Here is a 12,326-nt window from a genome sequence, read left to right on the forward strand (position 1 = left end):
CGTCGCGTTTTACATATCATGTGCTTTTACCACTGGTACTCATTCTGTGTGTTAATTCCTCGGCATGGGCCCAGCGTTTTTCGGTGGTCTCTTTTAAGATGTTGCCCAACGATGTTTCGGCGTTCATCAACCCTGTGCGCGACCTCAACGACGAGGATTGCGCCCTTGTCAAGGTAATAGCTTCGGAGGACTTTGCGTTTTCAACACCGCTTGGCATAGTCAAGCGTATCGACAAGACCGGTGAGATATGGCTGTATCTGCCTCGTGGGTCAAAGAAAATAACAATTAAGCATCCGACATGGGGTGTACTGCGCGACTACGCATTTCCAGGCAAAGTTGTCAGTCACATGGCTTATGAGTTGCGGATAGAAGAGCCGGTAGCGCCGATTACCATGAGCAATGTGCCGGCAGAGGTTAAGGTTGTCAGAGACACACTCGTGCTTACGCGTGTCGATACCCTTGTGGTCAGGCCTCCTGTGAAATATGTGCCATTTAACCTTGAAACTGTAGCGACAATAAGCTATGGCGGTCGCAACGGGAACATACTTGGTGGATTATTGCTTATGGCCATGAAGAGGCATGGAGGTTTTGTGCATGTTGCTTCCGATTTTAGCAAAATCGGACCTGTCAGAGGTGAATGTGGCATAACCGGAGAGACAGCAGGCTCTACTCCGTTCTATACGGGACGTACCCGCAGTAGCTCATTTATGATAAATGCGGGTATGGCACATCGCATAACAAAAAACTTATCTGTATATGAAGGAGCGGGATATTCATCTTCGTCACTTGCATGGCAGCTTGCTCCATCGGAGGGTGGCGGATATCTTAAGAATTCCCATTATAGCCTCAAGGGTATTTCGTTTGAGGCGGGGGTGTCACTTGTAGTTGGACGTATTGCGATTTCAGCCTCTGTGACAACCGTCAAGGGAAAAGACTGGTATGGTTCTGTCGGAGCAGGTATAAAGTTTGGTAAGTAAATTGTAAAAGGAAATTCACTATGTCGCTATTTTTGAAATATATACAGTCCTGGTTGCTTATTCCATTGATTATTTTGCCTTTGATTTCTGTTGGATGTTCGGATGCAGCCCGTCCCGAAAATATTGAGCCGTTAATAGAACTGCAGCCCGCTACTGAAATAACACGTACAGAGGCACTGGTTACTGCCCATGTCAGAAATCGCGGAACCGGACGTCTGTCTTATGTAGATTTTTATTATGGAGAGGAGGGGCAGGTTACCTGTCAGTCTCCGAAGGAAGAATCTGTAGAGTCAGTCCTGACGCTGCATCTGAATGGACTGAAGCCGGGCACGACATATAAATGTTATGCACAGGGCGGAACGTCTACTGCTACTTTGCGGTCACAGACTATAAGTTTTACGACTTTGCCAAATGAAAAGCCGGTAGTATCGCCTCCTGTCGCGCTGTCTACAGGGCCGATTGGGATTATTGTGGAGTTTGAAATTGTTGAAGATGGTGGCGAACCTGTCTTGACGGCGGGATGTGATGTGACTGACGCGTCGACTTTGGAAACCGTAAGAATACATCTGTCGGAAGATTGTCTGACTTTGGGGAAGCATCGGCTTCATATAACCGGACTTGTACCGATGACGGGATATGTAATCACTCCTTTTGCGTCTAATTCCTTAGGGGAAGCCAAGGGAGAGGCATTGGAATATACGACAAAAAATACTATATTGCTCACAGAAGCCGGAACGTTGCATGAGCTTTTTGCCGGCGCAACGAGCATTGACCTAAGTTGTCTCACGATTTCCGGCTGTATGAACGGTGACGATTTCCGTTTTCTAAGGCATTTACTCGGAGGCTCGGAATCGTTCGATGGATTGCAGATAGATAGCAGAGTCACAGATATTGACCTGTCGGATATATATATCGTTGAAGGTGGCGGGTCGTATGACGGCATGCGTTTTACTTCTGCCGACGAACTGTCAACGGGGTTGTTTGCCGATTGTTTAAGTCTGCGGTCAGCCATACTGCCATCTTCTGCGACTCGGCTGGCCAGGAATGCCTTTGCACACTGTAGTTCGCTTGAGACTCTGACAATCTCTGCAGGGACAACCTCTGTAATGCCGTCGGAGGATTGTCGGTTACTTAAGGCTATAGAAGTCTCGGAGGCCAACTGTAGTTTCACCTCCATTGACGGCGTGCTTTTCAATAGCGGAGCTACCGGAATTGTATGGTTCCCGCTTTGGAAAGGAGGCGCATACTCGTTGCCGTCTACAATTACGTCAATCGGTGAAAATGCTTTCTACGGGACATCTATTACAAGTATCGAGATTCCTTCGTCGGTCACTGCCATAGGGCGAGGCGCTTTCGCCGAATCTGCGCTCACTGAAATTACGCTTCCCGACAATATCACCAATATTTCAGAAGGAATGTTTCAGAATTGTGCCAGTCTTGCCACTGTGCGTCTCGGGAGTGGCACTGAGTATGTAGGCAATTATGTATTTAGCGGAACAGTCTTGAAAGACCTTTATATCTCTGCCTCAATTCCCCCTTACGCAGCCGAGCATGCGTTCTTCGGAACTCCGGTGTCTATAACAGAAAATTGCGTTTTGCATGTACCTTATGGCACTAAGGCTGTCTACAGGAACAACTCAAAATGGGGGCTTTTCAAGCAGATTGAAGAATACAGGCATTAAAACGGAAATGAACAAGAGTCGAAAAGAAAATATTGACAAACCATCTATAGCAGATACTGACTCGGCATTTATCGGTATTAATAATCTGTCTGAGTCGTTGGATCTCGGTGGGCTATTCTCCCATCAGTTCACTAATATTACACCGGTTTATAGTTCGTCTCACGGACCGACAGAAATATATTCGGCCACACGCTACGGAAAGCGATTCATCCTCAAAGGACTCAAGGAACAGTATCGTAATGATCCAATCTATACGATTGCTCTTGCCAAGGAATTTGAAATAGGCATCACGCTTGAGCATCACGGTATCAGGCGCACACTTAGTATCGAGACAGTCGGCGACATCGGGCTCGTCATTGTGCTCGAATATGTCGACGGTTGTTCGCTTGAAACCATTTTTGCATCAGGCTGCCTTTCGCTTACTTCTGCAAGAGCTATAGCCGTACAGCTGGCTGATGCTCTCAGGTATATCCACAGCAAGCAGGTGTTTCACCGTGATCTCAAACCGTCGAATATTCTTGTATCACATTCAGGCAGTGTGGTTAAGATTATTGATTTCAATCTTTCCGACAGTGACGATTTCATCGTGCTTAAGATTCCGGCCGGCTCTAAGAGATTGTCTAAATTTTATTGATTAAAAATTTTATGGCAGCGAAATCAATCATTTCTTCCGCTGATTCATTCAGTATCTCATAGTTCCGGGCGAGTCTGCGGCAAGAGTCAAGCCATGCGAAAGTCCTCTCAACCACCCATCTGAGCGGCTTTGGCAGGAATCCCTTAACTCCATTGGGGGTATTGGATACCTCAAGCTCGATGCCGAAGTCTTTTTCAATGTCTTTGTCCACGTCTCCCCGATACCCTCGGTCGGACAATACCTTGCGCAGGTCTTCCCATACATCATCCGCCAGTCCGCATAGATCATGAGCCATTTTTGAATCGTGAATACCAGCGTTACAGACTTTCCTCGCAAGGATGAAGCCATTGCGGTCGGTGATGATATTCCTTTTGACACCCTTGACTTTTTTGTTGCCGTCATATCCGTTATCTCCCTGTCTGCTACCCCATCTGACACTTTGGGCATCCATCGCGCCAACACTCGGACTTGATGCCTGGCCGCGTTTGCGACGTATCTTTCTGACGAGTTTCTCAAGGAAATGCTCGACACGACCCTCTTGTCTCCATTTATGGTAGTAATAATAGACACTTTTCCACGCGGGATAGTCGTGAGGCAACCTTCGCCATTGACAACCGCTGGCCAATAGGTAGAGGATAGCTTCAAAAACTGATTGTAGTGAATATTTTCTCTTGCGTCTATCATTTTCAAGGAATTCTTTGTTTATATAAGACCACTGACCCTCGGTCAGATGTGTCTGATAGAGATTGATTTCGTGCATAATATTAGCCTTTTCTCTTTCAACACTCTGATTGAGGGTTTGTTATGCCTAATAACATTATTTCGCACTAATTTTTAGACAATCTCTAAGAATTATATGGCTCCCGAACAGATGTGTCCCGATGCGAAACCATCGGCGGTGGCCGACATATATTCATTCGGGGTTGTACTTGACGAACTTGCTTCGGCTACCGGCGACCGACTTCTGGCACAGGTAGCCAAACAGTGTGTCAGCCATAATCCGGATAAGCGGCCGCAATCTGTGGCTATGATTAAATTGCCGGGGGCGCGTCAGTCGGCCATGGAAACGCTCACTAATCTCCTGTCCTCAAAAATACTGACATATATTTTGTGTGGCGTCTGCCTGGTACTTGCGGCGGCCATTGTTATTATGCTTAATTACAATAGTTAATCTCACCTTTATTATATTATGGAAAAGAACAATGCATTAGAAGCCCTTGTTGACATTACCAATAATAATCTTGGCTATGTGCCGTCGACACCGACCGAATTCAATGAGCTTAGTCGGCTTATTCAGCAGAAGACTGGACGTTCATTGAGCTTGTCGTCAATTAAACGTATATGGGGCTATGTGAAATATGAGGGATTTCCGTCTGTGACCACACTTAATATTCTCGCCCAATATAATGAATTCAAGGATTGGGAATCGTTTATGTTTCATAATATGGAGAATGATACCTGTGACTCCGGATTTATAAATGAGTCGGCTGTGAATGCTGACAGCCTTAAATGTGGCGACATGCTTGTGTTGACATGGGGTGTTGACAAATCCTGTGAGATAGAGTGTATCTCACATATGAGGTTTCGTGTCAATAGCTCGCAGAATATTAAATTGTTAGTCGGCGACAAGTTTACTCTCCACACTTTGTGTATCGGACATCCAATATATGTCTGTGATATTGAGCGCGGCGATATTCGTGTGCCTGCTTACATAGGCGCGAAAAAAGGAGGCATTACATCAATTTCATTCATGCCTTGTCCGAAATAGCCGGCAATTTTCATGGCAGGCAAATCGGCAAGGTTGGGCATACAAGCCGATGTAATTCTAAAAAAAGTGGGTCTGTGCCGAAAGCATTGTTATCGACACAGACCCGTGGATTGGTTACGAGGGGTAAAATGGGATATTTCAGATGGTGAATTTTGTAGCGGTAGTCGGAGTGCGCAGTATGTATACACCTTTGGCCAAAGAGGGCAGGGGATATGTGCCGCATGCCGGGCTATCGTAATGCTTTACAATTCGACCCTGCATATCAAGAATATCGATTGAGGCTGCAGTCTTGTTGATGATAAGGGATGACCCTTTGATTTCAATTGAGCCATCGTCGTGAATTCGGTCGATTGAAGTTACCGGTTCATTCTCGAGTGCGTTGATACGATATAGTCCCATTCCGCCTCCGGATGCGTAGACGAGCAGATGGCCCAGCAGATTGCTGTCATCGGACTGGGTGGTTTCACTTTGTTCTCCTGCAGGAATGAATGTCATGTCAAGTGCTTGGAACAGTGATGTGGAAAGCCCTGTTTCTTTGAATAGATCCCACAGGGGCACAATGTTGCCCGGCTCAAATCCGAGTGCCGGGTCTTTGATTTGAATTAATTGTACGGCTGTGGCATTATTGTTGTCTGAGATATGCCCGTATGCGGCCACAGTGATATCGCCAATCTTCACTACGGGAAATCCTGACATGCGTTTTGTGTCCGTAGCCGGGGCTATATCCATTTCCGGAGTAATGGCATCGCTGAGTTTATTTTTCAGAGTTGCAGTCATTTCGGTTTCCTCAAGTTCATAAAATGCCGGCTCGTAGTTGTCGTAGTCGGCAAAGTCTGTTTTACCGACAACTAATGCAGGTGTGGCATGGGTGTAGACATGCGTGTTATCAACCGGATATATTTTGGGCGTATACGACGAAAATATCTTTTCTGTTGATGCAAACGGATTTACATCAATCGTATAGGATTTAAATGGTGGAAACGTGGAGTTCTTGTTTGCCATGTCCCACGTCTTTATATTGGTGTCCCAGATGTCAGTCGGATTGCTATTGGCACTGCGGCTGTATTTCATACCCCATACCCGATAAGGCTTGTTTATTATATCGCCGCTTATTGTGCCAAACATATAGTCGGTTTCATTTGCAGCAAGTTTGATATCTTCGTGAAAGTCGATAGTGTCGGCAATCAAGGTGGCAATCCCTCCGGTGACCTCTTTTATCTTTGACAAATCGAGAGTAAACGCGGCCGTTGCATAAGTGGGTTTCTGGAAGCTGGACCCGAGGCCGGACTTGGAATGCAACGGAGGACACATGAAGTATGGAGTGCCGGCATCGTCGACGCGAAGCCATGGCATCATCCGGCACCCTGTCTGGTCGATTTCGTTGCCGTTTTTGTTTTTAATCCGTACGGTGGACAGAAAATTGCCTGTGGCGAGGTCATATCGGTATAGCATCAGGCGGTCAGGACTTGGATTATTCACCTGGTTATCGTATTTGCCTGTTACTGCAGGGTGAAAACTGCATGAAGAGCCGACTCCGATATAGATTGTCCCATTGCTTACAATTGCCCCGTGTGAGAAACTATCGAACGGAGAGTTGTCGCAGTTCTCTAGTGTTCCGATTAACTCGGAACGGTTGAGTGGATTGAGGCCCGGAGGAGTGGTGGGCATAAGCGGCTGTCCGTTTAGCCCCGATCTGAGCCATACTGATTCAATCGACAGTTTTGTGTCATCGGATATCGGGATATCTTCGTAAGTGTTTGTGTCGACGGTCATACAGTATCCTTGGCTGTCTGATACTTTTGTGCCCGTAATTTTGGTTAGTTTTGCAGCGTTATATGAAGATGAGGCCGGCGGTGAATCGTAGACCCTGAAATCACACCAGCTGGTGCCTGGAGTGTATACTGCCGCACGATAATAATACTGGCCTTCAGGAATTTCCGACGGGTCGAGGTTCAGCGTAAAGTAACGATGTCTATCCTTTTCGACCTTATATGCTTTTTCGATAAATGTGAAATCCGGATATTTACTGAGCTCGATGTAGAGAGACTCTTTATCGGTAGTGTCGTATTTTTCCGGGAATTGAATCTCAATGGTATAGACATCCTTTGCTTCATTATGGGTTATATACCATATCTCATAGACATCATTCAGAGCGTGAACAGATGGTGTGACGGCAGGCCCTAAAAGAGCCGCAAGGAGTAAAAATCTTTTCCTCATGTGTTGATTTGGTTTATTAAGGTTAGTAAATATTGGTTATGGGGGTTAATATGTTATATTTGCAAATGTATACAAAAAAAACGTAAACGTACAAATGTTTGCCTTGTAAAATTTGGTTAAATTGTTTAAATATGGTTTTTGCAGCATTAAAAAGCCTCTGAAATGGTGTTGCCCCCAAGTAATGTCATAAAAAAACAATGGTGCAAACCCCATGATGGAAGTTTGCACCATTGACTGTTATCCCTCTCGGGATTGTTTATATGCTTGTAGGATGCTCGCGAAGTGTGCTTATTCGGATTTGAATGTGATGTCGTCGGGACGAGGATGCACGAATTCAAACTCGAGCGTGCGGGCGAGTCCCTCGTCGAGGGTGTATGGCGCTTTGAATCCGCAGGTGTGCACTTTTGTTGCGTCAAATTCTGTGGTGGCGCAGAATTTCTTGACGCGAACTGAAGATACGGTAAGTTTCTTTCCGGTGATTTTCGCGAGTAAATCGAAACAGTATCCGCCCGTCATTCCGAGCCAGTAAGGGAAGTGTGTGGCCGGGATATGCTTGTTCAGCACCTTTGACACATGCGCCACAAGCTGATTCATGTTATTGTCGGGCTTATCGATATAGTTGAACACATTGTAGCCCTCGGTGATATTGTCGATCATGTATTTCACAAACGCCACAATATTGCCGACATAAGCCATCGACTTCTTGTTCTCGCCCTTGCCCACCATCAGGAACTTGCCCGAGGATATCTGTTTGAGCAGATTGTAGACATTTCCACGGTTGCGTTCTCCGAATATTACGGTGGGGCGTATGATGTTGATGTTCCAGTCGGGATGCGACTCATACCATTTCTGAAGCACTTCCTCGGCCTGCCACTTCGACTTGCCGTAGTGGTTGAACGGATCGGCCGGATGGTTTTCATCGGGATTCTTCTTGTTGAGGCCGTAGACAGCCACCGACGAGAAGAATATTATACGGTGTATGCCGTTCTTCTCCATGGCCTTGAGAGTCACTTCCATGCCCCCGACGTTGGTGTCGTAGTATAGCGACACGGGCGACACATCGTCGCGGTGCTGCGCGGCCAACAGAATTACTACGTCGGCGCCTTTAAGCTCGCGGTCCATCTGCTCCTGTGAGCGGACATCGCCTATTGTGGTGATTTCATTGAAGAAATGACTCGGCTGCAGGTCGATATTGCTGCATGTATATTTTGCCGGCTCCTCCTTAAGGAGATTAATCAGCCGGGTGCCGACGAAACCGCTGGCACCAATCATTGCTATTTTCATAAGAACTTTTTATTATGGATTTATTGTTTTAAATGCAAAGAGTTATTATATTTGCAGAAATCAGTGGATTATGAACAGGAGTTTTATCCATAAAATTCAGCGCTATTTTGCCGGGCAGCCTGTCGTGAAGGCATGGCTGTTTGGCTCTATGTCACGTGGAGAGAATAATTCCCAGAGTGATGTCGACATACTTGTCGAATTTGATCCGGAAGCAAATGTCGGACTGTTCAAGCATGCCTCGATGGTAATGGATTTGGAGAATATACTGAGCCGGGCGGTTGACCTTGTCACTGACGGCACTCTGTTTCCATGGGTTCGCGAACAGGTGGAAAAAGATAAAATCCTTATTTATGAGAGAAAAACTGCGTGATTCCGGCCGACTTCGCCACATGCTTCATGCGATGGAAAATATCTGCCGGTTTATGTCAGATAAGACTCTTGATGATTTTGAAGTTGATTCATTGCTATATTATGCGGTAATCAAGAATCTTGAAATTATCGGAGAGGCTGCCTACATGCTGACACCGGAATTTAAGGAAACACATCAGTCAACCCCCTGGAATCAGATTATAGGAATGCGTCATTTCTTAGTACATGGTTACTACCAGATTGACTCTCATGAAGGATGGAACACCATAAAGAATGATTTGCGACCCCTAAGAATTCAGCTTTTACAGTACCTGGAGGAGTTGGATTAAATATGCATTTTGTTTTTGATTAGATTCAAGGCTTTTGGAGCAAGGCGACGGAGTAAATAGAAAGGCGGCACCTTGAACCCATTTTTGCGGAATGCACGAAGCACATTCTTGTTTCCTTGAATGATTTTGCCGATAGAGCCTGTGCTCTCGCCTCCCATGCGCATCTTTACGAATGTATGGGGAATATAGCGATTAGAAAGACGATTAGCCTCCAAGAAACGGAGCATTAGCTCAAAGTCGGCGGAGACATCAAATGAAATGTCAAAGCCGCCTAATCTTTCGTAGCATTTACGACGGGCATAAAATGTAGGATGAGCGGGATGCCACCCCTTCAGAAATGCGCCCGGCCGATGCTGAGACCCTCGCCACTGTCGTACGACTCTTGATGTATCGGAGGCATCGACAAAATCAAGATCTCCATAAACCGCCTCGACGTTCCGACATTCTTCGGCAATTCGTGACAGAACATCCGAATCAGCATAAAAGTCGTCGGAATTAAGAATTCCGATTATATCGCCGGTAGCACGGGCTATACCCTTGTTCATTGCGTCATACAGTCCTTTGTCTTTGCCGGTATGCCAATGCAGACGACCATCAAATTTCGGAATGTATTCCTCTACAATATCGTGAGTATTGTCGGACGATCCGCCGTCGATTATCAAAATCTCATAGTTCGTATATGATTGCTGAAGCACACTTTCTAATGTGTCACGGAGAGTCGCACCGCTATTCCACGTAGCGGTGATAATGGATATTTTCATAAAATGGAGAAACTATTTGGACAATTTTAATTTAGAACTGTTCAGAAAACAATTCCATAAATTAACATTAGACGTATTGAGTGTTAACTTAATATTCTGTTGTAAGTCAGCTTTTTGGGTTTATGAGATTATTATATATCTCAAAGTACTCTTTAAAATGAGCTTCTTTATCGAAATTTTTAAGTGCATAGTCTCTACAGGTTGATTGCTTGAAACGCACATTCGTACAATTTATGATTTCCATTATTGCATTATTCAAGCCTTCAATATCACCCTGCTCTACGACTAATCCAATAGACTGATTGACCGATTCAGGAGAGCCTCCGGTTCTATAAGTAATGACTGGAGTACCACATGCGATTGATTCTAAATTTGTGGTAGGATATGTGTCTGCCCAGGTTGGATTAATAAATGCTATCGCATTTGAATATAGAAGACTTAATTCGTGTATGCTTTCTGTGCGCTTAATTCCTATTATACCGGCAGGTAAATTGTCACTTATTTTATCGGAGACTCCGACAAGTACAATTCCAATATCCTCAGACAGAATTTTACGAAGTTGGTAAAAATCATATAATCCCTTGTCTTTTGTCCAGGTTCCGGCAACACCTAATACATATTTTTTATTGGCCGGAATAGCATATTTATCAATGTTAAAAGACGATGGTTCTTTAGGGCAAAATGCGGTCAAATCTATGCCATTGTGAATTACTCTTGTAGTGGTAAATTTAAAAAATGATTCCTTTAAGAGATTATCAATCCAATTGCTGACTGGAATTAAGATTAGATTATCGAGTGATGTGAATTTCTCTTTTTTAATCTTGTGATTTTTCTTTGACCGATCAAATAAGAATGAAGCTGGATATTCTTTTTTTAGGGGGCAATTGTAGCAGGTTGCTTTCCATTTATCACAATTGGCCGTTACAAAGTGAGAGCAATGCCCCGTAATAGTCCAGCAGTCGTGTAATGTCCATACTACTGGGCCACCCCATTCTTTGAGATAATCGAATAATATCTCATAGTTTATGTAATAGCCGTGTATATTATGGAGATGAATGATATCCGGATTAATGGCCTTAATTTGTTTGATAAAATGTTTTGTAGCTTTATTTGATGCTAATCCATGATTATCAAATAGACGAGTCTGCAGGCCATGGAGATTCATGTCAAAGTCGGTACCTATGCGAATTAGTTTGGATTGACTGTGTGGATTGCCCCTTCCATATGCAATCCAACTCTCCCATCCGGCCTCGATAGCAATTCTCCCTATATCTTCGGCTATTTTACCTGTAGATCCCCAATTGGCTGTGACATTAATTTGTAGAAGTGTTGGCATCATTTATCAATAATTAATATTTTCTTAACACCTTGGAACATAGCGATATAGTAAATATGAAACATAATATTGTACCCACACAATATGCTGTGCTGCTCAATAAGTCACCTCGTAAAATAAATATACTTGAGCCTATAAAAATCAAGTATATACCTGCTTCTTTGTTAAATTTGTCTTTCCATTTATACCAATATAGCGAATCTAACTTTGCGCATACATATGCAAGGATTATAGAAAATAATATAATGCCCCAAAAACCAAAATTTACAAATCCTTCTGCCCAATAAGGCATTGAAACATTTGTATGACTTGCATGATATAATGTCGTAAATTGATGACCGCTTCCTAATGGTTTTGAAGACCAAATCGATCGTGGGATAAAAAAAGTAAAAGGTCCAAGCAACTGATATCCAAATGTAATCCAATCATATTTTATTACAGCCATAAATAGTTGCGAAGCGTCAAAATTTATATTGTCTAAGAAATCCATTGACCACTTGAACTCAAAATTGCCATCCCATCTTCGAAAAATGTTTAAAAAAGGGAATATAAAAAAAAGTCCACACCAAATTATCCACATAAATATATTGTGACGCAATCGATTACCTCCCCATAGTATAAAAATAGGTAACCAATACATCGCAACAGCATTCCGAGATAATCCTGTCGGGCATAGCACTATAAGCATGCATAACAGACCTATAAATTTATATATTGATGGTGATTTAAATAGAAATAATATTGTTGTAACCGCAAATGGAATTGGTCGTATTATTTTGTCGAATATTAAATAGATGCTACTGTTTACTTCTAATGACGAGTCATTCAGCAGATACTCGTCGGTTAGCCCTCTGAAGAAAAGCCGATATGGATTAAAATCCATATAACACAAAGTAATGAATGTACTAAATATCGCTGCTACAACTAAACTGAAATAATTGACTCTTATAATTGGAATATTATATGATT

General features: G+C 43.7%; 13 protein-coding genes. 7 read left to right on the forward strand and 6 right to left on the reverse strand.

The window, feature by feature from the left end; genetic code table 11:
• Window positions 1-20 precede the first annotated feature (20 nt).
• The 3 genes from ADH68_RS12465 to ADH68_RS12475 all read left to right on the forward strand — a co-directional run bounded on the left by ADH68_RS12465 (window position 21) and on the right by ADH68_RS12475 (window position 3,293).
• A complete protein-coding gene (locus ADH68_RS12465) occupies window positions 21-977 on the forward strand; it encodes a hypothetical protein (protein ID WP_157517398.1) in 957 nt (318 codons plus the stop codon).
• Between the two features lie 74 nt (window positions 978-1,051).
• On the forward strand, window positions 1,052-2,659 hold the full coding sequence (locus ADH68_RS12470; RefSeq protein ID WP_161954350.1) for a leucine-rich repeat domain-containing protein: 1,608 nt from the start codon (window positions 1,052-1,054) through the stop codon (window positions 2,657-2,659).
• A gap of 7 nt (window positions 2,660-2,666) precedes the next feature.
• Complete coding sequence (locus tag ADH68_RS12475; protein WP_068960546.1) at window positions 2,667-3,293, forward strand: serine/threonine protein kinase; 627 nt, start codon at window positions 2,667-2,669, stop codon at window positions 3,291-3,293.
• Here ADH68_RS12475 and ADH68_RS12480 read toward each other — a convergent pair.
• A complete protein-coding gene (locus tag ADH68_RS12480) occupies window positions 3,280-4,053 on the reverse strand; it encodes an IS5 family transposase (RefSeq protein WP_068959933.1) in 774 nt (257 codons plus the stop codon). The two genes, ADH68_RS12475 and ADH68_RS12480, sit on opposite strands and share 14 nt — an antisense overlap.
• Window positions 4,054-4,149: 96 nt before the next feature.
• Here ADH68_RS12480 and ADH68_RS12485 point away from each other — a divergent pair, with 96 nt between their 5' ends.
• Both ADH68_RS12485 and ADH68_RS12490 read left to right on the forward strand, forming a co-directional pair.
• Window positions 4,150-4,464 carry a hypothetical protein gene (locus ADH68_RS12485; protein ID WP_068960545.1) on the forward strand — a complete coding sequence of 105 codons (315 nt, stop codon included), beginning with the start codon at window positions 4,150-4,152 and terminating at the stop codon, window positions 4,462-4,464.
• An 18-nt stretch (window positions 4,465-4,482) separates the two neighbouring features.
• Window positions 4,483-5,061, forward strand: coding sequence for a hypothetical protein (locus ADH68_RS12490; RefSeq protein ID WP_068960544.1), 579 nt, complete (start codon window positions 4,483-4,485; stop codon window positions 5,059-5,061).
• Window positions 5,062-5,199: 138 nt separating this feature from the next.
• Here ADH68_RS12490 and ADH68_RS12495 read toward each other — a convergent pair whose 3' ends face one another.
• Together ADH68_RS12495 and ADH68_RS12500 are read right to left on the reverse strand one after the other, a co-directional pair.
• Window positions 5,200-7,278: a hypothetical protein gene (locus tag ADH68_RS12495; protein ID WP_068960543.1), complete on the reverse strand. Its 2,079-nt coding sequence runs from the start codon at window positions 7,276-7,278 to the stop codon at window positions 5,200-5,202.
• A gap of 288 nt (window positions 7,279-7,566) precedes the next feature.
• Window positions 7,567-8,562 (reverse strand): NAD-dependent epimerase/dehydratase family protein, encoded by a 996-nt coding sequence (locus tag ADH68_RS12500; protein ID WP_068960542.1) that lies wholly within the window; start codon window positions 8,560-8,562, stop codon window positions 7,567-7,569.
• Between the two features lie 70 nt (window positions 8,563-8,632).
• Here ADH68_RS12500 and ADH68_RS12505 point away from each other — a divergent pair, with 70 nt between their 5' ends.
• The gene (locus ADH68_RS12505) at window positions 8,633-8,932 is read left to right on the forward strand and encodes a nucleotidyltransferase family protein (RefSeq protein WP_068960541.1); all 300 of its coding nucleotides are present in this window, start codon (window positions 8,633-8,635) and stop codon (window positions 8,930-8,932) included.
• Window positions 8,913-9,260: a HepT-like ribonuclease domain-containing protein gene (locus ADH68_RS12510; protein ID WP_068960540.1), complete on the forward strand. Its 348-nt coding sequence runs from the start codon at window positions 8,913-8,915 to the stop codon at window positions 9,258-9,260. The genes ADH68_RS12505 and ADH68_RS12510 overlap by 20 nt, the downstream gene beginning before the upstream one ends.
• Here ADH68_RS12510 and ADH68_RS12515 read toward each other — a convergent pair.
• The 3 genes from ADH68_RS12515 to ADH68_RS13990 all read right to left on the reverse strand — a co-directional run bounded on the left by ADH68_RS12515 (window position 9,257) and on the right by ADH68_RS13990 (window position 11,802).
• Window positions 9,257-10,021 carry a glycosyltransferase family 2 protein gene (locus ADH68_RS12515; protein ID WP_068960539.1) on the reverse strand — a complete coding sequence of 255 codons (765 nt, stop codon included), beginning with the start codon at window positions 10,019-10,021 and terminating at the stop codon, window positions 9,257-9,259. The two genes, ADH68_RS12510 and ADH68_RS12515, sit on opposite strands and share 4 nt — an antisense overlap.
• Window positions 10,022-10,127: 106 nt before the next feature.
• Window positions 10,128-11,360 carry a glycosyltransferase gene (locus ADH68_RS12520; protein WP_317044375.1) on the reverse strand — a complete coding sequence of 411 codons (1,233 nt, stop codon included), beginning with the start codon at window positions 11,358-11,360 and terminating at the stop codon, window positions 10,128-10,130.
• 10 nt (window positions 11,361-11,370) lie between these two features.
• A complete protein-coding gene (locus ADH68_RS13990) occupies window positions 11,371-11,802 on the reverse strand; it encodes an O-antigen polysaccharide polymerase Wzy (protein ID WP_133165688.1) in 432 nt (143 codons plus the stop codon).
• Window positions 11,803-12,326 lie beyond the last annotated feature (524 nt).

The sequence above is a fragment of the Muribaculum intestinale genome (assembly GCF_002201515.1).
In the GTDB taxonomy this organism is placed as follows: domain Bacteria; phylum Bacteroidota; class Bacteroidia; order Bacteroidales; family Muribaculaceae; genus Muribaculum; species Muribaculum intestinale.

Coding starts and splice junctions, on each gene's coding strand:
- ADH68_RS12520 (WP_317044375.1), bottom strand. CDS start 11,360: ATGATGCCAACACTTCTACAAATTAATGTCACAGCCAATTGGGGATCT.
- ADH68_RS12485 (WP_068960545.1), top strand. CDS start 4,150: ATGGCTCCCGAACAGATGTGTCCCGATGCGAAACCATCGGCGGTGGCC.
- ADH68_RS12480 (WP_068959933.1), bottom strand. CDS start 4,053: ATGCACGAAATCAATCTCTATCAGACACATCTGACCGAGGGTCAGTGG.
- ADH68_RS13990 (WP_133165688.1), bottom strand. CDS start 11,802: ATGGCTGTAATAAAATATGATTGGATTACATTTGGATATCAGTTGCTT.
- ADH68_RS12510 (WP_068960540.1), top strand. CDS start 8,913: ATGAGAGAAAAACTGCGTGATTCCGGCCGACTTCGCCACATGCTTCAT.
- ADH68_RS12515 (WP_068960539.1), bottom strand. CDS start 10,021: ATGAAAATATCCATTATCACCGCTACGTGGAATAGCGGTGCGACTCTC.
- ADH68_RS12505 (WP_068960541.1), top strand. CDS start 8,633: ATGAACAGGAGTTTTATCCATAAAATTCAGCGCTATTTTGCCGGGCAG.
- ADH68_RS12495 (WP_068960543.1), bottom strand. CDS start 7,278: ATGAGGAAAAGATTTTTACTCCTTGCGGCTCTTTTAGGGCCTGCCGTC.
- ADH68_RS12475 (WP_068960546.1), top strand. CDS start 2,667: ATGAACAAGAGTCGAAAAGAAAATATTGACAAACCATCTATAGCAGAT.
- ADH68_RS12500 (WP_068960542.1), bottom strand. CDS start 8,562: ATGAAAATAGCAATGATTGGTGCCAGCGGTTTCGTCGGCACCCGGCTG.
- ADH68_RS12490 (WP_068960544.1), top strand. CDS start 4,483: ATGGAAAAGAACAATGCATTAGAAGCCCTTGTTGACATTACCAATAAT.